Source organism: Streptomyces desertarenae (assembly GCF_042681365.1).
In the GTDB taxonomy this organism is placed as follows: Bacteria; Actinomycetota; Actinomycetes; order Streptomycetales; family Streptomycetaceae; genus Streptomyces; species Streptomyces desertarenae.
The window spans coordinates 177,179-195,475 of the sequence record NZ_JBHUFU010000007.1 but is presented as its reverse complement, the minus strand read 5'-3'; the positions used below and the strand labels follow the sequence as shown (position 1 = coordinate 195,475).

Here is an 18,297-nt window from a genome sequence, read left to right as displayed (position 1 = left end):
GGACTGCAGACGCCGCGAACCCGTTTGACCCGAACCGGCCGACGCCGTGAGCGTCGTTCCCGTCCGGTCGCCGCACGACCGGATCCGTTCTCGCCGCCGGCGAGAACGGCCGGCCCACCGCACCGGCCATCCCTACCTCCGAGCCCCGTCCCACCCCCGGACCGGCTTCGGGCCCGGGCGGCGGATCCGGCACGACACCGTGTACGAGCAGCAGCACCGACCACCGTCAGGGAGAGCGAGAACCTGCAATGGCCCAGCAGCCCCTCCTCCGCGATGTCATCGACATCAAGGAGTCCATCTCCACCTCGGACTTCGTGCTGTCCCTCGCCGAGGCCACGACGCCCGAGGGCGCTCAGCACGCGCTCAAGGACTACGTCGTCACCGAGCGGCTGCTGGAGAACTTCGACGAGGCGCTGGCCCTCATCAAGTCCGCCCTGGACGGGCACCGCTCCAAGGCGGCGTACCTGCACGGCTCGTTCGGTTCCGGTAAGTCGCACTTCATGGCCGTGCTGTACGCGCTGCTCAGCGGCCACCAGGCCGCCCGCGCCCGCACCGAGTTCGACCCGGTGCTGACCAAGCACGAGTGGCTGCAGTCGGACGGCAAGAGGTTCCTGCTCGTGCCGTACCACATGCTCGGCGCGAAGGCCCTGGAGCAGCGCGTCCTCGGCGGGTACGTGCACCACGTCAAGAAGCTGCACCCGGAGGCCCCGACCCCGCAGGTGTACCGGACCGACTCCCTCTTCGACGACATCCGCGCGCTCCGCGCCAGCACAGGCGACGAGGCCGTCATCCGCGGCCTGGGCGGCAGCGACGCGGACGACGGAGAAGAGGACGAGTGGGGCGAGGGCTTCGCCTGGACCCCGCAGCTCCTCGATACCGCGCTCGCCGCCGAGGAGAACCACGAGGCGGACGTCCCGCTCAACCTCACCAACCCCTCCACCCCGGCCGAACTGCGCGCCAAGCTGGTCAACGACGCCAGCACGAACCTCCTGCCCGGCTTCGCCAGGAACGCCGCCGAGGACGAGCACGGCTTCATCTCCCTGGACGCCGGTCTGTCCGTGATCGCCGAGCACGCCAAGTCGCTCGGCTACGACGGGCTGATCCTGTTCATGGACGAGCTGATCCTGTGGCTGGCCACCCTCATCCACGACCAGAAGTTCGTGGCGCGCGAGGCCAGCAAGATCACGAACTTCGTGGAGGGCGGCGACGCCCGCCGCGCCATCCCCGTCGTGTCCTTCATCGCCCGCCAGCGCGACCTGCGCGAACTGGTCGGCGAGGAGGTGTCCGGCGCGGCCGAGTCGTCCATCCAGGACACCCTGAACCTGGCCTCCGGCCGGTTCGACAAGATCACCCTGGAGGACCGCAACCTCCCGCAGATCGCCCACGCCCGCCTCCTCAAGCCCAAGGACGCCGAGGCGGAACGGCTCGTCGACGCGGCCTTCGAGCAGACCAAGCGGGTCGGCACCCAGGTCTGGGACACCCTGCTCGGCTCCGAGAAGGGCACCACCGGCGCGGACGCGGAGTCGTTCCGTCTGACGTACCCGTTCTCGCCGGCGTTCATGGACACCCTCGTCCACATATCCTCCGCCCTCCAGCGCTCCCGCACCGGTCTGAAGCTGATGGGCCAGCTCCTCGCCGACCACCGCAACGAGATACGCCTCGGCCAGCTCATCCCCGTCGGCGACCTCTACCCGGTGATCGCGCAAGGCGGCGACAAGCCGTTCACCGACAGCCTGAAGGTCGTCTTCGAGGCCGCCGACAAGCTCTACCGGACCAAGCTGAGGCCGTATCTGCTCAGCTCGTACGACGTCACCGAAGACGACATCGAGCAGTACCGCAACCGGCCCGAGTCCATCACCGACCCCAAGCGGCTCAACGGCTGCCGCATGTTCGTCGGCGACAACCGGCTCGTGTGCACCCTGCTGCTGTCCGCGCTCGCGCCCAGCGTGCCCGCCCTGTCCGACCTGACCATCCGGCGGCTCGGTGCCCTCAACCACGGATCGGTCCTCGCCCCCATCCCGGGCGCCGAGGTCGGCATCATCAAGAACAAGGTCGCCGAGTGGGCCGCCCGGTTCCCCGAGATCAAGGAGACCGGGACCGACGCCAACCCGGGCGTGCGGCTGGAGCTGTCCGGCGTCGACGTGGACTCCGTCATCGCCAACGCCCAGGTCAACGACAACCCCGGCAACCGCGTCGCGCTCGCCCGCCGTCTGCTGTCGGAGGAGCTGGGCGTCGAACACGGCCAGTTGAGCGACCAGCTCCACTTCACCTGGCGCGGCACCGCCCGCACCGCGGAGATCGTCTTCGGCAACGTCGCCGACGAGGACGAACTGCCCGACCACGACCTGATGCCGCAGGAGGAGGGCCGCTGGCGCATCGCCATAGACCTCCCCTTCGACGAGGGCGAGTGGGGCCCGGTCGAGGACGCCAACCGGATCCAGCGGCTGCGCGAGCGCCAGCAGGGCGAGCGGTCCCGCACCGTCGCCTGGCTGCCCGCCCACCTGTCCGCGCAGCGCTTCGCCGACTTCCGGCGCCTCGTCGTCATCGACAAGGCGCTCGCCGACGAGCACCGCTTCGACACCCAGTACGCCGGCCACCTCAACGCCGACAACCGCAGCCGCGCCAAGGGCCTGCTGGAGACCCAGCGCGAGGCGCTGCTCAAGCAGGTCAAGGGCGCCTTCAAGCAGGCGTACGGCCTCGCGCAGAAGCAGGCCGCCGACGTCGTGCCCGACTTCGACGACCACCTCGTCGCGCTGCCCGACGTCGACGGCCTCACCCTGTCCTTCGGCCAGAGCCTGCGCGACGGCCTCCGGCACATCGCGGGCACGCTGCTCGCCCACCAGTACCCGGCCCACCCCGACCTCGACCCCGACGCCACCGGCACCGCCGTCAGGCCCGCCGACGCCAAGAAGGTGTTCACCCACGTCCGGGCCGCCGCCGAAGCCCGCGACGGCCGGGTGGAGATTCCGGCCGGCGACCGCAGGCTCATGCAGCGCATCGCCGGGCCGCTGCGCCTCGGGCAGCAGAAGGAGGCCTACTTCGAGCTGTCCCGCTACTGGGCCGACCACTTCCGCCGGCAGGCCAGCTCCCAGGGCGTCACCGGAGACCTGTCCCTGATCACGCTCACCGACTGGACGGACGAGCCCGACCCGCGCGGCCTGCCCGACTTCCTCGCCCGGCTCGTCGTCGCCTCCTTCGCCGAGATGGACGACCGGGTGTGGGTGCGCGGCGGCACCGTCCTCGACCCGGCCCCCGAACTGTCCGCGATCAGGGACCACGACGCGCTGCGCAGCCAGCCGCTGCCCGCCGAGTCCGACTGGGACACCGCACGGCAGCGCTTCGAGGTGATCTTCGGGGAGAAGCCGCCCGCGCTGCGGCGCGGCCGGATGGTCAACCAGTTCGCCCGCCAGATCATCGAGGCCGCCCGCGCCCACCGGGAGCACGCGGCCGACCTGGTGCACCAACTGGAGACCCACGCCTCCTTCCTCGGCCTCGACCAGACCGCCGACACCGGCCGGCTCGCCCTCGCCCGCCGCTGTCTGCACCTGCTGGACACGCTCACGGCGGAGGCCGGCAAGGGCGCGGCCGGAGCGAAGAAGACCGTGGAGGCCCTCGCCGCCTTCGACCTGGGCGAGACCAGCGCCGACCGGTACGGCACCTCCATCAAGAAGGCCCGTACCGTCGCGGAGGCCATCGCCTCCGCGCCCTGGAGCACCCTGGAACTGGCCGCGGGGCTCGGCCCCGAGGGCGAGGCGCTGCTCGACTCGCTGCGCGGCATCGCCCGCGACGACCAGCGCACCGCCGACCTGCGCGACGCCCTCGCCCGCGCCCAGCGCGAGGTCGTCGCCCTGGTCAAGCGCAGCCAGACCGCGGTCGCCCCGCAGCCCACGCCCGCCGGGTCCCAGGACAGGGCCGACGACCAGTCCCTGAGCACCCCGTCCAGCGACCCGCGGATCTCGTACACCCAGACGCAGGAGAAGCCCTCGCCCTCCCCGGCGAGCGGTGGCACGGCGCGGACGTCCGGACGCCGCAGTACGACCGCGGCGCGGGCCATCGTGGACCTCCAGGCGGAACTGTCCGAACTGGCGACCCGCCACCCCGACGCGACCATCGAGATCACCTGGCAGGTCGTCGAATGACGGACACCGCCACCGCCGCACCGGGCGCGGTCCGGCTGAACACCGCGACCGTCACCCAGTACCTGTCCTCCCAGACGCACCTCGCCGCCTCCCTGACAAGGGACGGCGGGGGCAGGCGCCGGGTCGTGCTGCTGCGGTCCGCACCCCGGTGGGACGGCCCCGCCGAACCCGTCTGGGGCGAGGGCCGCACGGCCGGCGTCGCGGTGGCGCCGTCCCCGCTCGCCGTCCACGAACTCGTCCTCGACCACCTGGCGGGCCGCCGCCCCGGCCCCGCCGTGCTGGTCGTCCTCACCGATCGCGAGCAGCACGAACTCGACCCGGCGATCCTCGCCCGCGTCCACAAACTGCGCATCGACACGGTCGACAGCTGGGAGGTCGTCGGTGAGGCGTTCGGCGCCCGGCAGATCGACCCCCGGCTCAAGGACGTCAACTGGGCCGCCGAGGCCCTGCTCGACGCCACTCCGCCCGGCGGCTGGCCGTCCGTGCCCGGCGGCTGGCTGTCGAGGCAGTACGCCCTCACCGCACTCGCCCAGCGCCGCCTGCGCCTCGGCCGCCACGACACCGAGGGCGGCACCCACCGACCCGGCGACGACCGGCTCGACGCGCAGGCCCTGCTGCACTGGTCGACCCGCCCCGGCGCCCCCGAACGGCTGCTGGGCCTGCGCGGCCCCGAACGCGCCGGACTGACCGCCTTCCTCGGCGAGGAGGACCAGGCGGGCCTCGCCGGACGCGCCCTGCTCGCCCTCGTCGACGCCGAGCGCGGCGCGGACGCCGCCGCCTTCGGCCTGGTGTGCGCGGCCCTGTGGCAGCACGCCGAGCCCGCCCCGGAGACGTACCGGGCGCGGGGCCGCGCCGAGCGCTACTTCGGCGACCGGCCCCCGGCGCTCGGCGACCGGCTCGACGCCCTGGTGACCGTCTTCGGCCGGGCCGCCGAGGAGTACGTCACCACACTGCTGGCGGCCGGGCACCGCACCGGCGGCGCCGACGCCGACCGGGCCCGCGAGGCACGCCGCACCACCGGCACCGTGCTCGACCGGGCCGCCACGCTGGCCCGCCAGTTCGGCGCCGAGCAGGCCGCCGCGGCCAGCCCCGTCCTGCGCGGCGGACTGGAGGCCCGGTTCACCGCCGTCGGCCGCGCCCTCGCCGCCGGCGACCCGGCCGCGGCGGCGGACGCCGTACGGAGACTGGAGGACCACCGGCTCGCCGCCGATCCGGAGGAGTCCGCCCGCATCGAACGCGCCCGCATGGGGCAGCGCCTCGCCCGCTGGCTCGCCACCGACCCGCCCGCCGACACGCCCACCGTCGCCGACGCCCTGCAGCGGCACATCGCCGAGACCGGCTGGGCCGACCTCGCCCTGGAGCACATCGAGGCCGGCGGCGACCCGGACCCCGTCCTCAAGGCCGCCTACGACACCCTCGGCACCCGCGCCAGGGACCGGCGCCGGCAGATCGACGCCTCCTTCGCCCGCTCCCTGGCCGCCTGGACGGAGGCCGGCACCCAGCCCGGCTCCATGCTCACCGTCGAGACCTTCCTCGACCGCGTGGTCGGGCCGATCGTCCGGCGCGGCGAGGAACGGCGGGTGCTGCTGCTCGTGCTCGACGGCATGAGCGCGGCCATCGCGAACGAGCTCGGCGAGGAACTGCGCCACTCCTGGGCGGAGTTCGACCCGCTGCCCGAAGGCGGCGCCCCGCGCCGGCGGGCGATGGCCGCCGCCCTGCCCACCGTGACGTCCGTGTCCCGCACCTCGCTCCTCACGGGCACCCTGACGAAGGGCGCCCAAGCCGACGAGAAGCGGCTCTTCCCCACGCTGAAGCTGTGGGGCGGGGCCCCGGCCGCCGTGTTCCACAAGGACGACCTGCGCACCGAGACCGCGGGCGACACCTTCGGCCCGGCGCTCACGGAGGCCCTCACCGACGGCCGGACCCACGTCGCCGTCGTCCTCAACGCCATCGACGACCGGCTCGCCAAGGAGCAGAAGCTCGGCGACGGCGCCTGGCGGGTCGACGACGTACCCGGACTGCGCGACCTGCTGCGGGTGGCGGCGGCCCAGGGCATGGCCGTCCTCCTCACCAGCGACCACGGCCACGTCGTGGACCGGCACGGCACCAGGGTCGACCCTGCCGCCGAACCCGCCTCCGCCCGTCACCGCCTGCCCGGCGGCGGACCGCTCGCCGAACGGGAGATCGCCCTCACCGGGCCGCGCGTGGTGTGGCCCGAGCCCGGCGCGTCCATCGTCGCCCTGTGGGACGCCGACTCCCGCTACACCGCCCTCAAGGCCGGCTACCACGGCGGTGCCTCCCTCGCCGAATTCACCATCCCGGTCCTCGCCTTCCTGCCGTTCGGGGCGGAACCCCCCAGGGGCTGGCGGGAACTGGGCGACCAGCGGCCGGCCTGGTGGGCACCGGAGGAGGCCGGAAGGACACCGCTGCCGAGTGGGCGCACCGCCCAGCCGGTGGCCGACGCGACTCCTGCCGCTCCCAGGAAGCCGGCGGGGAAGCCCCAGAAGAAGCAGGCGGAACTCGCGCGGACGCACGAAGCGCTCTTCGAGGTGGAGCTGACCGCCGGGGGAGACGACGCCCTGCTCACGCCGACGGTCGTCTCACGGGCCGAAGCGCTCGTGAAGGCGCTGCTCGACTCGGAGACGTACCGGGCGCAGCTCGGCGGACTGGCCCGCAAGCCGCAGCAGGAGCAGGTCCACAAGGCGCTTGCCGCGCTGCTCGACGCCGGCGGCACCCTGCCCGTCACCGCGCTCGCCCAGCGCGCGGGCATGCCCACCAGCCGGGGCGACGGTTTCGCCGCCGTCCTGCGGCAACTGCTCAACTACGACGGCGTGCAGGTCCTGGAGACCCTGCCGGACGGCCGCACCCTGCGGCTCCACGAGGCGCTGCTGCGCGAGCAGTTCGCCCTCGGAGCGGACTGACGACACGATTCGGGGTGCCCCGGGCCCTGGTCCTGGGGCACCCCGACTGGTCCGTCGTCAGACGGTGATCTCACGGGCGTAGGCGGTGAACGCGGCCCACTGCTCCCGGTGGAAGGCCGGCACCGCTTCCGCCTGTGCCTTCGAGCCCCGGGCATGGACGGCGCCGGACGCGAGGGCGACCTCCACGCGGCCACCACCTGACCCGCTGTGGCTGCTCTTGCGCCACCTGAGCTCGATCTCGCCGTGGTCGGCGTTCCGATCGACGATCATGTGGCTTCTGGTCTGAGCCGAGGTCGCATGCCCGCACCGACGAGTCCCGCCCCACTGTCCCGGGCCCCTCACGGTGCGAACGCCCGCAGCACCTTCGCGAAGGTCGTCAGCTCGTCGAGCATCTCCTGCGGAAGCGGCTTCTCATCGAAGTGGGCGATCCGGTTGCGGATGTCCTTCACCCGCTTCAGCAGGCCGATGAACTGCTCCCGGGGCATGTTGGGCCACTTCAGAGCCTCCCAGTTGCGGTCGGCCCGTTCGGCGAGGGACTGTTTCGTCTGGTCACCGTCCAGGAGCTTCAGGTAGTCGCCGAACATCAGGTCCGACACCTGGCCGCTGCGCTGCTCCGGCTTCCTGTTCGTCTGGACCGCCCTGATGGCCTCCCCGTCCAGTGCGGCGCCCAGGCAGCGGCGCAGCAGCGACTCGATCTCCCCGACGATGAAGAAGGGACGCGCCGCCCCCTCGAAGCGCTCCGTGACGTCCGCGGCGGTGACGATGCCGGACAGGCAGCCGTCGTCGCCGCGGACGAGCAGGTAGCCGTGCTCGCGGATGACCGGGAGGGCGGTGAAGAACTCCTGGCGGGCGTCGGCGACGGGCAGCGAGTCCTTCTCCATCGCGTTGTCCAGCGTGGCCGGCTTTCCCGCCTCGTACATCTTGGCTACGGACCCCCAGGTGACGACCCCGTGGACCTGTGCCATGCCGGTGGTCACCGGTACCTGGGAGAGGCCCTTCGTACGCATGAGGAAGGTCGTCTGGGACAGGGGTGTGCCGGGGCCCACGGACAGCAGGCCGCGTCGCGCCGAAGGAATGTCGCCGAGCAGCAGTCGCTGAGGCAGGGCGTGCGAGGGCAGTGCATCGTCGGTTTCGTCGTCCGCCTCTACGGACGTGCGCTGCGCGGGAACGGACGCCAGCGGCACGACCTCGACGGTGCTGCGCAGGCCGCAGACGGCGAAGTCCGGCAGTGTGGTCAGTCCGGCGTCCGCCAGCGCCTGCGAGATCCGGTGCACGGAGCGGTGGTCGCGGACCCTGACCTGGAACAGGTCGAGGATCTCCCGCACGGACACGGTCCTGCCCTTGAGCGAGGCGACGTCCCGCTCGTCCGGCCTGGTCGTCATCGGACGTCGCCCTCCGGCAGGTCGCGGAGCATCGTCCTCTTGCCCATGGCGGAGTGCACCAGGTCCTGCAACTGCTTGGAGCGGTCGCGGTAGAAGCGCTCGTAGTCGTTCTCCCGCAACGCGCCCGGATCGATCAGGTGGGTCGACAGGACGTCGTCGAACCACTCGGGCCGCATGTCGGACGCGGCGATCATCGTGGACAGGTACGACGACGGCGCCCCCGTCATGTCCATCGCGGCACGGTAGGACAGGGGCGTCTTGTTCACGATCGAACTCGTCGGCAGGCCGTGGCTGTCACCCCGCCGGAACCACGTCCTGGGGAAGATCTGCCGCACGTCCACGCCGTACTCGTCCAGCCTGCCGGGACTGAGCGGGGCGTCCGTGTAGTGCCAGTCCACCGCGCCCTGCTTGATCAGCAGGGCATAGATGCCCTTGTAGGCGGCGCTGTTGCGGGTGGTGAGGGTGTCGAGGCGGTCGTTGAAGAAGAACGCCTCCGTGACCGTCTCGGGTGCCCTCTCGTCCTGTTCGATCCAGGGGACGAGCTGCTCGACGTCCTTGGTGAAGCGCGTCTCCGTGGAACCGCCGTACATTTCCCCCAGCACGCCGCACCAGTACCACTGCTCGACCTTCTCCTGCGCCCCCATGCCGTCGATCGCCGTGCCGAGGATGGCGCGGACGGCCGCGAGCGGAATGAGCTGTGTCCGGTACGGCAGGTCGGCCGGGCGGACGATGCACTGCCGCTCCAGGAAGTCGCCCACCCACGCGAAGGCATCGGCCAGCTTGGGCGCCAGCCGGACGAAATCGGCCAGGGGGAGGTCCAGCAGATCACGGCGCTTGCAGGACACCGTCGCCCCGGTGCCCGTCTGCTTCCGCTCCCAGGTGCGCACCAGCGCGATGGCCTGCAGGAAGTCGATGCTGCTCAGCCCGTTTTCGAGGCCGCTCTCCAGGCGGCCGAAGACCGGGTACTTGTTCGCCAGCCCCTGCTTGATCTCCCGCCACACCTCCGGAAGTTGGTAGTAGTCCCCGTTCTGCTCGACGTAGTCGCGGTCCCCGGCATAGGTCGCGGTGAGCAGTTCGAAGACGTTCAGGGGCACACCGCCCGTGTTGACCCGCTCGAACACCGCGCAGACGGCGTCCATGGAGGTGGAGGCGGCCAGCCGGATCATCGGCACCTGGAAGGCGCGGACCTGCTGGAGGACCGCCTCGTCGAACTGGCCCCACAGGTCCCAGTTCCGGTCCTCGTCGGCCTTGATGTACGCCCTCTTCCACTCGTTCACGCGCTGCGCGTCGAAGACGAGGTGCAGGGGGAAGAGGCCGGCCGCGCACTCGGCCTCGGTGGTGCGCAGATCCAGCACCACGGTGCGGTTGAAGTCCGTCCGCAGCACCTTGTCGGCCGGGACGGACACGATGGCCTCGTCGCGGTCCGCGGACGGCCCGACGGCCTTGGAGATGTCGACGTAGTACCACCGCTGGATGGGCTTGCCCCGGGCGTCCGCCGTCTCCACCGGGGCGTCCAGCCACAGGGACTGGAAGAGGGAGGTGAGGCGCTGCTGCCCGTCCAGCAGCAGGAGGTCGGCCTCCGGGTCCCCGTCCGGCCGCGCGCCGGTGAGGGTCCGGGAGCGGAACCGGGTGGCACCGCCGGTCTGCAGCGTCATCACCACGCCGAGCGGGTAGTCCAGTGTGACCGTCGCGATGATCGCTCGGATCCGGTCGTCGTCCCACTTCCAGTTCCGCTGGAAGTCGGGCAGTTGTAAGGAGCCCGAGGCGACGTCCGCCAGTACGTCCCTCAGCTTCACGTTGTCGAGCGCCGCCATGTGACTCCACTTTCGATCCTGTTGCCTGTACGGAGAGTGATTCCAGCAGCGCTCTCCGGCGGTCGTCAACCGATTCACCGAAGCACGGCTGCGCGGGCCGTGACGCGACACACGGCCGTGAAACGGCTCGAGGTCCACCGGCCCCGCACGGCAGCGCCCGGGGAATGGAAGACTGGTTCCCGTGAGCACCACCGGATCCACGCGCCCCACTCACGTCAGTGCCGCCCGCCGCCGCACCGTCATCGACGCGCTGCGGCGCGGCGCCGTGCCCGAGAGCGGACTCGACCTGCTGGCCACCGGACTCGACCGTTTCGAGGCGGCGCTCGACGCGGAACTGGAGGCCGTCGCGTCGGGAGCCTCGGTGTTCAAGGCGGTGCGAGGCGAGTACGGGTCCGGCAAGACCTTCTTCACCCGCTGGCTGGGGGAGCGGGCCAAGCGGCGCAACTTCGCCGTGGCCGAGATCCAGGTCTCGGAGAACGAGACCCCGCTGCACAGGCTGGAGACCGTCTACCGGCGGCTCACCGAGCGCCTCACCACCTCCAGCTTCCCGCCCAGCGCCCTGCGCCCGGTGGTCGACGCCTGGTTCTACGCACTGGAGGAGGACGCCCTCGCCGCCGGCGCGACCGAGGAGGAACTGCCCGGCGAGGTGGAGGAACTGCTCGTCGCACGCCTCGCGGAGGTGTCCCGGCACGCCCCCTCCTTCGCCACCGCCCTGCGCGGCTACCGGGCCGCCCTCGCCGCCGGCGACGAGGCGACCGCCGCGGCCGTCCTGGCGTGGCTCGGCGGCCAGCCGCACGTCGCGGCCTCCGCCCGCAGAGCCGCCGGGGTGCGCGGCGACCTCGACCACTTCGGAGCGCTGGGCTTCCTCCAGGGACTGCTCACCGTGCTGCGCGACTCCGGGCACGCCGGTCTCTTCGTCGTCCTCGACGAGGTGGAGACGCTGCAGCGGGTCCGTTCCGATGCCCGCGACAAGGCGCTCAACGCGCTGCGGCAGCTCATCGACGAGGTGCACTCCGGGCGCTTCCCCGGCCTGTACCTGGTGATCACCGGCACGCCGGCCTTCTACGACGGGCAGCAGGGTGTCCAGCGCCTGGCTCCGCTCGCCCAGCGGCTCGCCACCGACTTCACCACCGACCCGCGTTTCGACAACCCCCGCGCGGTGCAGATCCGGTTGCCCGGATTCGACCAGGAGTCCCTGGTCGGCCTCGGCGTCACCATCCGCGACCTGTACGCGGCGGGAGCCGCGGCGTCGGAGCGGATCGGGGCGGTCGTCGACGACGCCTACGTCGCCGACCTCGCGCGGGCCGTCGGCGGGGCGCTGGGCGGGAAGGTCGGGGTGGCGCCCCGGCTGTTCCTGAAGAAGCTCGTCGGTGACGTCCTCGACCGCGTCGACCAGTTCGACGACTTCGATCCGCGGCAGCACTACCGTCTGACCGTCGCGAGCCGGGAACTCACCGATGTCGAGCGGAACCTGGCGTCAGGCACCTCGTCCGCCGACGACGTCGACCTGGAGCTGTGATGACGGCGGCCGGCGGTACCGCCGACCCGGTGGAGCGGCTCGATCCCGTCGTGCTGCACCACATCGTCAACACCCTCGGCTGGCCCGACCTACGGCCTTTACAGAAGGCGGCGATCTCGCCGTTGGTGGACGGCGAGGACGCCGTCCTGCTGGCCCCGACCGCCGGCGGCAAGACCGAGGCGGTCTGCTTCCCGCTGCTGTCCGCGATGGCGGAGAAGAAGTGGACCGGCACCTCGGTGCTGTATCTGTGTCCGCTCAAGGCACTGCTCAACAACCTCGTCACCCGCATCGACTCCTACGCGCAGTGGGTGGGACGGCGCGCCGTCCTCTGGCACGGCGACACCAGGGAGTCCCAGCGGCAGCGCATCCGCACCGAGGCGCCGGACATCCTGCTCACCACACCCGAATCGCTCGAAGCGATGCTGATCGGCGTCAAGACCGATCACGCGCGGCTGCTGGGGAGCGTACGGGCCGTCGTCGTCGACGAGGTGCACGCCTTCGCCGGCGACGACCGCGGCTGGCACCTGCTCGCCGTACTGGAGCGGCTGGAGCGGATCACCGGACGAGCCGTCCAGCGCGTCGGGCTGTCGGCCACGGTCGGCAACCCGCACCACCTGCTGGAGTGGCTGCAGGGATCGGGCAGGGGGACGCGCCCTGGCCGGGTCGTCGCCCCCGAGGCTCCGGCCGCCCCCGGCGGGTCGCGGCCCGCCGGCGAGGTCGAGCTGGACTACGTGGGATCGCTGGAGAACGCGGCCAAACTGATCTCCGCACTCCACCGGGGCGAGAAGCGACTGGTCTTCTGCGACTCGCGCAGCCAGGTCGAACAGCTCGGAGCGGCCCTGCGGGCGCGCGAGGTGACCGTCTTCCTCTCCCACGCCTCCCTCTCCGTCGACGAACGCACCCGCTCGGAGCGGGCGTTCGCCGAAGCGCGGGACTGCGTCATCGTCTCCACCTCCACCCTGGAACTCGGCATCGACGTCGGCGACCTGGACCGCGTCATCCAGATCGACTCGCCCGCCACCGTGGCGTCCTTCCTCCAGCGCATCGGACGCACCGGCCGCCGCGCCGACACCGTGCGCAACTGCCTGTTCCTGGCCACGCGCGAGGAGACCCTGCTCCAAGCCGCGGGACTGCTGCTGCTGTGGGGGCGCGGCTGGGTCGAACCGGTGACCGCGCCGCCCGAGCCGAGCCACCTCGTCGCCCAACAGCTCCTCGCCGTCACCCTGCAGCAGCACAGGCTCGGCGACCGGCTCTGGTCCGAGCAGTGGAACGGTCTCGCTCCCTTCGACCGATCGGCCGCCCCCGTCCTGCGGCACCTGCTGGAGGAGGGCTACCTCGACCGGGACGGCGGGATGCTGTTCGTCGGACCGGAGGCCGAACGACGCTTCGGGCGACGGCACTTCATGGAGCTGACCGCCTCCTTCACCGCGCCGCCGCAGTTCACCGTGCTCTCCGGGCGCCAGGAGATCGGCCGGACCGACCCGTCCGTCCTGACCGAGGAACGCCCCGGACCCAGGCGGCTGCTGCTGGCCGGGCGGAGCTGGCAGGTCACCTTCGTCGACTGGAAACGCAGGCGGGTCTTCGTCGAACCCGCCGACGGCGGCGGCGTCGCCAAGTGGACGGGCGGCGGTATCGCCGGACTCTCGTACGAACTGACACGGGCCATGCGCGAGGTGCTGCTCGGCGCCGACCCGCCGGTGTCGCTGACCCGTCGCGCCGAGGCCCGGCTGTCCGAGGCGCGCGAGGCCGACGCCCCGGACAGGGTGCACCCGGGCGGAACGCTGGTCACCCGGGCCGGAAACGACGTGCGCTGGTGGACCTGGGCCGGATACCGGGCCAACGCCACCCTGGCCGCCACCCTCCCGTCGATCGCCGATCCGGTGCAGCGGCCGGACGACCGAAGCGTCCGACTGCGGGAGGACCTGACCCCCGAGATGTGGCGCGCGGCCTTCGACAGTGTGGGCGAGCACCTCGTCTTGCCCGACGTGGACCGCCGCGCCGTGCGCGGACTGAAGTTCTCCGCCGCCCTCCCCGAACGCCTCGCCGTCGCCACGGTCGCCGGCCGCCTGGCGGACTTCGACGGTGCCCGGGCGGTGCTCGCCGAGCCGGTGCGCTTCCACCACATGGGCTGAGCCCGTCGGAGGCCGTGCGCGTCCGTGACTCCAAGGCGGGGGTCGGCTCGGCCTTCCCCATCCCCACGGCCGCCCGGGCGGACTTCCCCGTCCGCACCGCTCGTCGAGCCGCACCGGGCCGGGACATGCGTGGTCCGTGCGTCGAAACTCCGCCGCACGGACCACATGCGCTTCCCCCGTTCACTTCTCCGTCGTGAAGGGTGTCGCGAGGCGCGTGGCACGGCTGCTCCGTGGCGCTCGGCGCTCACGCGACGGCTCGGGCAATGGGTCGGTGATGTTCCCGAACGGCAGGAGACCGTACCTTCGGTTCACCGACTCCGCTCCGGACGGTGAGACCATCCACCTGCGCGAATGAGTGTTGCCCTGACTCCTCTGTCGAAATCCTGCCGGGCCGGCAGGTGTGTCACAGCCCCTTCCAGGGGAGCCGTACCGGACGGCGGTGCCACCACCAGCCTTTGTTCACCATGGAGATGGGGGAGGTGCCCAGGGACGCCGCCAGGGCTTTTCCCCCATCCCCCTGCGTGGCCTCCCTGAAACGCTCGTCCAACCGATTCACCGAATTTCGAAAAGTTTCACGGATTTCCTGTGGCAGGCCGTGGAGCAGTTCGTCGATCTCGTCCCGAACGTGGAGGTCCTCGGCGTACATGTCCACCGGGTAGCGGCCACCGGGCTGCCAGTCGTTCTCGACGCGGTGCACGCTTTTTTCCCACGCGCCCAGGCTGTTCCTGGCGTACCAGAGAGAGCTGCCGGGTTCCAGGGCGGAGGGTTCCGTTCCCTTCCCCTCCCGGCTCCGGGCCTCCCACCACGCCTCGACGGCTGCGGAGAAGCCCTCGGCGATCGGGACCGGAACAGGCTGCTCCCTGATGACTTCCCGCATCAACTCGACGCGCACGTCGGGGAGCTGGGGAACCGGATCCTCCACCGCGTCGATGGTGTGGAAAGGCTCGTCGTCGTCCGATTCGAGCAGTCTGGCGCGGGTGACGAGCCCGTCCGGTGTCACGAGCCAGTAGGCGCTGGGGCGCATCGCCCCGCCGGACGGGTAGAGGACCACGCACCGCAGTTTCTCGGCCAGTAGGCGCGCCAGCTCCGACTCGTCGGGATGTTCGACCACTGTTTCCCGGGCGTAGATGTCCAAGGCCCACGAGACATGGCCCAGAACGGCTGTGTACTCGCAGGAGACGAGCGCGTCCCAGCTCCGTTCCTCCGGGCTCGCCTCCTCGGCAACCACCTCGACAACCTCCGGAGGTGTCCGGAAAATCTCGGCGAGGGCGATCGAAAGACGATCGGTACGCAACTCCCCCGTCATGAATAGATTGCACATCACTGGTAGGTCCCGTTGTAGACGGCGATGGCTTTCTGTACCGCTTCGGGGTTGTTCGCGAACCTCGGATCCATCGTCAGTCGCTTCTCGATGGAGGCCATGTCGCCCTTCGCCTTGGAGATGAGACTCAGGGCAGCGTATTCGTTTCTGTCCAACTTGACGATTCCCGGCCCGGAGTCCGGATATATGGTTCCGCCGGATTCCACGCCGTAGGAGCGGCCGTTTATCTCATACCGGTCGGTTTCTTTGTTGTATCTGGCGTTCCCCTTGGCTATCTCTTCTATATCCTTTTTGACCTCCCCTTCTTTCCCCTTCAGGATCACGCTGTTCTCTTCACGGAAATTTTTGTTCCTGCCTGCTCCGGATATCGTATGACGAGGGTTGTACGAACGGAGGTCTTTCCCCGCCGCCGGGCCGCGTATGTCATCCGAGGCTTTCCAGCTCTCCCTGAACAGCGGCTGCCCGGAGGGGCCGACAGGAACGGTGACACCAGGCATCGCCGGGCGTAGGCCGCCGAAACCGGGGGCGAAGGCGAAGCCGTCGACGATGTTGCGGATGCCGCCCGCGTCGTTGATTCCGCGGGCGCCGCTTCCCACCGCGCCGACTCCGGCTCCGAAGAAGGCGCCATGCCTTCCAGCCTCTTGGGCCTGGTTGAGGTTGAAGCCGTCCTGGAGACCGGCGTGGATGCGCATGGGCTGGGCGACGGCGAGGTTGACCGCGACGGATTCCACACCGCCGAAGGCGGCGCCGGTCAGAGTGGTGGCGGCGATCCGGGCGGCGGTGGTGGAGACGGCCACGCCCAGGGAAGCGGCGAGCCTGGTGATGGTCGCCGCGGCGGCCACCGCCGCGCCCGAGGCGGCTCCGGCGGTGACGACGGCCAGACCGATGCCGGCGGCGATGGTCGCCGCGGAGATCGCGATCTGGGTGTCGATCTCGTCCTTGACGTCCTCGATGTCGTTCGCGAAGTCGTCCAGGGCGGTGGCCAGGTCGCGGGCGGCCTGCTCCAGGTCGTTCAGCCAGCCGCTGCCGCCGTGGCAGTAGCGGTGCCAGAAGACCTCGAAGGCGTCGATCGCCTCGCCGGAGTTGTTCTCGATGAGGGGGCCGGCCTTGCCGTTGGTGGCCTGGCGCACGTCCTGGACGGCGTCGGCGAAGTCCCGCCAGGCGGTCGCGGCGTCGCGCAGCTTGCCCTCGTCGGCGTCGGGCCACCACATGCCCATCGTCTCGACGAGCCACTCCTTGGCCTCCTCGAACGCGCCCATCAGGGCATTTCCCGTCCTGGCCCCTGATGGCGGTCGGAGGGTTGCGGGGCGGGCGGCGCGTAGGGGCCGTAAGGCTGCTGGTCGGCGGGAGGCTGAGGCGGGAAGGGGCCGTACGGGGCGGGAGCTTTGGTGAACATGCCCTCGATGGCGGCCTCGTTGTCCACGTGTCCGTCGGCCATGTCCTCCATCGCCTGATGGATGCTGGCCAATCCGGCAACCAGGATGCCCACGGAGCGTTCGATGGTGGCGCGGTGCGGTTCGTAGGAGTCCCCGAACGTCCGGCCCTGTTCGTCCGCACCCCAGGGGGCGCCCAGCGCATCCAGCTTCTCCTTCAGCGTGGACACGGCCTGGCGTAACTTCTCGCTCTGGGTGTGGAAGGCCGGCGCGGACGCCTTCAGATCCGCCGTCGATATGTCCAGTACCCTCTTACCGTCGCTCACGGAATCCCTCCCCCGGACCGAAGTCGCAGTCGACGTCACACTAGCGGCCGGAAACGGCAAACCGTCCGGAGCCGGCCGGCCGGGCCGAAGAACCGACACCCGGACCCCCACCACGACCGTCGGACGGCCCCGCCACCGGTCGGTCCCCCATACGCCCCACCTTCCACAGATCCGGGACCGAGCCTCGACGCACGGGGTGAACCGCGGCCTCAGCGCGGGGGAAACCGCGCGAGGTGCTGGTCCCACTCCTGTGCTGCCCGCATCAGTTCGGCCCGGTCCGTCTCGACCTCGATCGCGTACGGGCAGGGATCCGGGTTCTCGTCGTGCCGGTGTCGCGGAGGCGCGACCTCTGCGAGGGGTGGACTCGCAGCACTCCCGCGCCGTCGCGCCACCGGACCCGGTTGAAAGCGAGGGCCGGTTCGAGGAAGGAAAGGTCCGGGTCGAGGTGCCCCTCCGGGTCAGGCTTCGCGTCCGGCCTCCGCCCGTCCGCGACAGCGCGCAACCATGCGGACAGCTCGCGAGCCTTGTCGACCAGCAGGCACGAGTCCGCGAAGGACCAACTGGTCGCCGGTGTGGTGACGTCGGCCCCGATGACGAGTCAGTTGTCGTCCCAACGGTCGCCCCTGGCCACCGGGAACCGGTAACGGAGCGGCCGCAGGACGATGCCGCCTGCTCGGTCGGTGAGTCGCATGGCCGGAGGATGCCACGCACCGCAGGTCCCCCGGAGAGTGAAAGGCAAGCCGAAAGGCGCGGGTTGAGGTCATCGGTGCTCGCCGTCGGGCCGCGGCCCCCGGTCCGTCCCACCGTCCAGCAGAGGTCACGCAGCCAGGCCGCGGGGCGGGACACGCCCGGCGGACGGAACCCTGCTGCGGACGGGGCGGAGGGGTGGGAGGGTGGAGATCACGCCGGAGTGGCCGGGGAACGACCGTTGTCCGGAAGGGGAGAACCGCCTCCGGGCGGGAGTGCCGTGGGGCGCGCGGGGCCGTGTCGCCGCGCGTTGATCGGATGTTGATGGTTCGTTGATCCGTGCTGGGCAGGGTTGCCCGCATGGCAATCGATTACTCCGGCCCGGTGCGGCAGACGACCGGTTGGTGGGACCGCGCGCTGTGCGCGCAGATCGGCTCCGAGCCCTTCTTCCCGGATCCGGGGAGAACGCCCGTGGAGGCCAAGCGGATCTGCCAGTCGTGCGAGGGGCGTGTCGAGTGCCTGGAGTACGCCCTCGCCCACGACGAGCGCTACGGCGTGTGGGGCGGGCTCTCCGAGGAGGAGCGGCGCAGGCTCAAGCGCAGCGCCTGACGGTCCGCCGGGCCCACGGGGGGTGCCCGGCGGCCCCGCTCGGTCGCAGGGCTCGCCGCCGACGTGGAACGTGC

At 71.3% G+C, this 18,297-nt stretch carries 12 protein-coding genes; 5 read left to right on the top strand and 7 right to left on the bottom strand.

All coding sequences use genetic code 11. The annotated features are described in order from the left end of the window. Positions 1 to 248 precede the first annotated feature (248 nt). Together pglY and pglZ are read left to right on the top strand one after the other, a co-directional pair. Complete coding sequence (gene pglY / locus ACFSJS_RS13965) at positions 249 to 4,139, top strand: BREX-2 system ATPase PglY (RefSeq protein ID WP_380900027.1); 3,891 nt, start codon at positions 249 to 251, stop codon at positions 4,137 to 4,139. After that, a complete protein-coding gene (gene pglZ, locus ACFSJS_RS13960) occupies positions 4,136 to 7,060 on the top strand; it encodes a BREX-2 system phosphatase PglZ (RefSeq protein WP_380900025.1) in 2,925 nt (974 codons plus the stop codon). Before pglY ends, pglZ begins: the two co-directional genes overlap by 4 nt. Before the next feature lie 57 nt (positions 7,061 to 7,117). On the opposite strand, the gene ACFSJS_RS13955 is transcribed toward pglZ, so the two are convergent. From ACFSJS_RS13955 to ACFSJS_RS13945, 3 genes are all read right to left on the bottom strand, one after another. Then, the gene (locus ACFSJS_RS13955; protein WP_380900023.1) at positions 7,118 to 7,330 is read right to left on the bottom strand and encodes a DUF397 domain-containing protein; all 213 of its coding nucleotides are present in this window, start codon (positions 7,328 to 7,330) and stop codon (positions 7,118 to 7,120) included. Positions 7,331 to 7,398: 68 nt separating this feature from the next. Next, the gene (locus ACFSJS_RS13950) at positions 7,399 to 8,442 is read right to left on the bottom strand and encodes a CBS domain-containing protein (protein WP_380900021.1); all 1,044 of its coding nucleotides are present in this window, start codon (positions 8,440 to 8,442) and stop codon (positions 7,399 to 7,401) included. Continuing rightward, positions 8,439 to 10,256, bottom strand: coding sequence for a GmrSD restriction endonuclease domain-containing protein (locus tag ACFSJS_RS13945; RefSeq protein ID WP_380900019.1), 1,818 nt, complete (start codon positions 10,254 to 10,256; stop codon positions 8,439 to 8,441). Before ACFSJS_RS13945 ends, ACFSJS_RS13950 begins: the two co-directional genes overlap by 4 nt. 181 nt (positions 10,257 to 10,437) lie before the next feature. Here ACFSJS_RS13945 and brxD point away from each other — a divergent pair, with 181 nt between their 5' ends. Both brxD and ACFSJS_RS13935 read left to right on the top strand, forming a co-directional pair. Next, the gene (gene brxD, locus ACFSJS_RS13940) at positions 10,438 to 11,775 is read left to right on the top strand and encodes a BREX system ATP-binding protein BrxD (protein WP_380900017.1); all 1,338 of its coding nucleotides are present in this window, start codon (positions 10,438 to 10,440) and stop codon (positions 11,773 to 11,775) included. After that, a complete protein-coding gene (locus tag ACFSJS_RS13935; protein ID WP_380900015.1) occupies positions 11,775 to 13,907 on the top strand; it encodes a DEAD/DEAH box helicase in 2,133 nt (710 codons plus the stop codon). The genes brxD and ACFSJS_RS13935 overlap by 1 nt, the downstream gene beginning before the upstream one ends. Before the next feature lie 403 nt (positions 13,908 to 14,310). Here ACFSJS_RS13935 and ACFSJS_RS13930 read toward each other — a convergent pair whose 3' ends face one another. From ACFSJS_RS13930 to ACFSJS_RS28040, 4 genes are all read right to left on the bottom strand, one after another. After that, positions 14,311 to 15,213 carry a hypothetical protein gene (locus tag ACFSJS_RS13930; protein WP_380900013.1) on the bottom strand — a complete coding sequence of 301 codons (903 nt, stop codon included), beginning with the start codon at positions 15,211 to 15,213 and terminating at the stop codon, positions 14,311 to 14,313. A 14-nt stretch (positions 15,214 to 15,227) separates the two neighbouring features. Further along, entirely contained in the window at positions 15,228 to 16,487 is a 1,260-nt protein-coding gene (locus ACFSJS_RS13925; protein WP_380900011.1) for a WXG100 family type VII secretion target, read from the bottom strand. Next, positions 16,487 to 16,927, bottom strand: a complete 441-nt coding sequence (locus ACFSJS_RS13920) for a hypothetical protein (protein ID WP_380900009.1) — start codon at positions 16,925 to 16,927, stop codon at positions 16,487 to 16,489. The genes ACFSJS_RS13925 and ACFSJS_RS13920 overlap by 1 nt, the downstream gene beginning before the upstream one ends. 262 nt (positions 16,928 to 17,189) lie before the next feature. Next, positions 17,190 to 17,519, bottom strand: coding sequence for a WapI family immunity protein (locus ACFSJS_RS28040; RefSeq protein WP_465269794.1), 330 nt, complete (start codon positions 17,517 to 17,519; stop codon positions 17,190 to 17,192). A 455-nt stretch (positions 17,520 to 17,974) separates the two neighbouring features. On the opposite strand from ACFSJS_RS28040, the gene ACFSJS_RS13915 reads away from it, so the two are divergent. Beyond that, positions 17,975 to 18,223 carry a WhiB family transcriptional regulator gene (locus ACFSJS_RS13915; protein WP_380900007.1) on the top strand — a complete coding sequence of 83 codons (249 nt, stop codon included), beginning with the start codon at positions 17,975 to 17,977 and terminating at the stop codon, positions 18,221 to 18,223. Positions 18,224 to 18,297 lie beyond the last annotated feature (74 nt).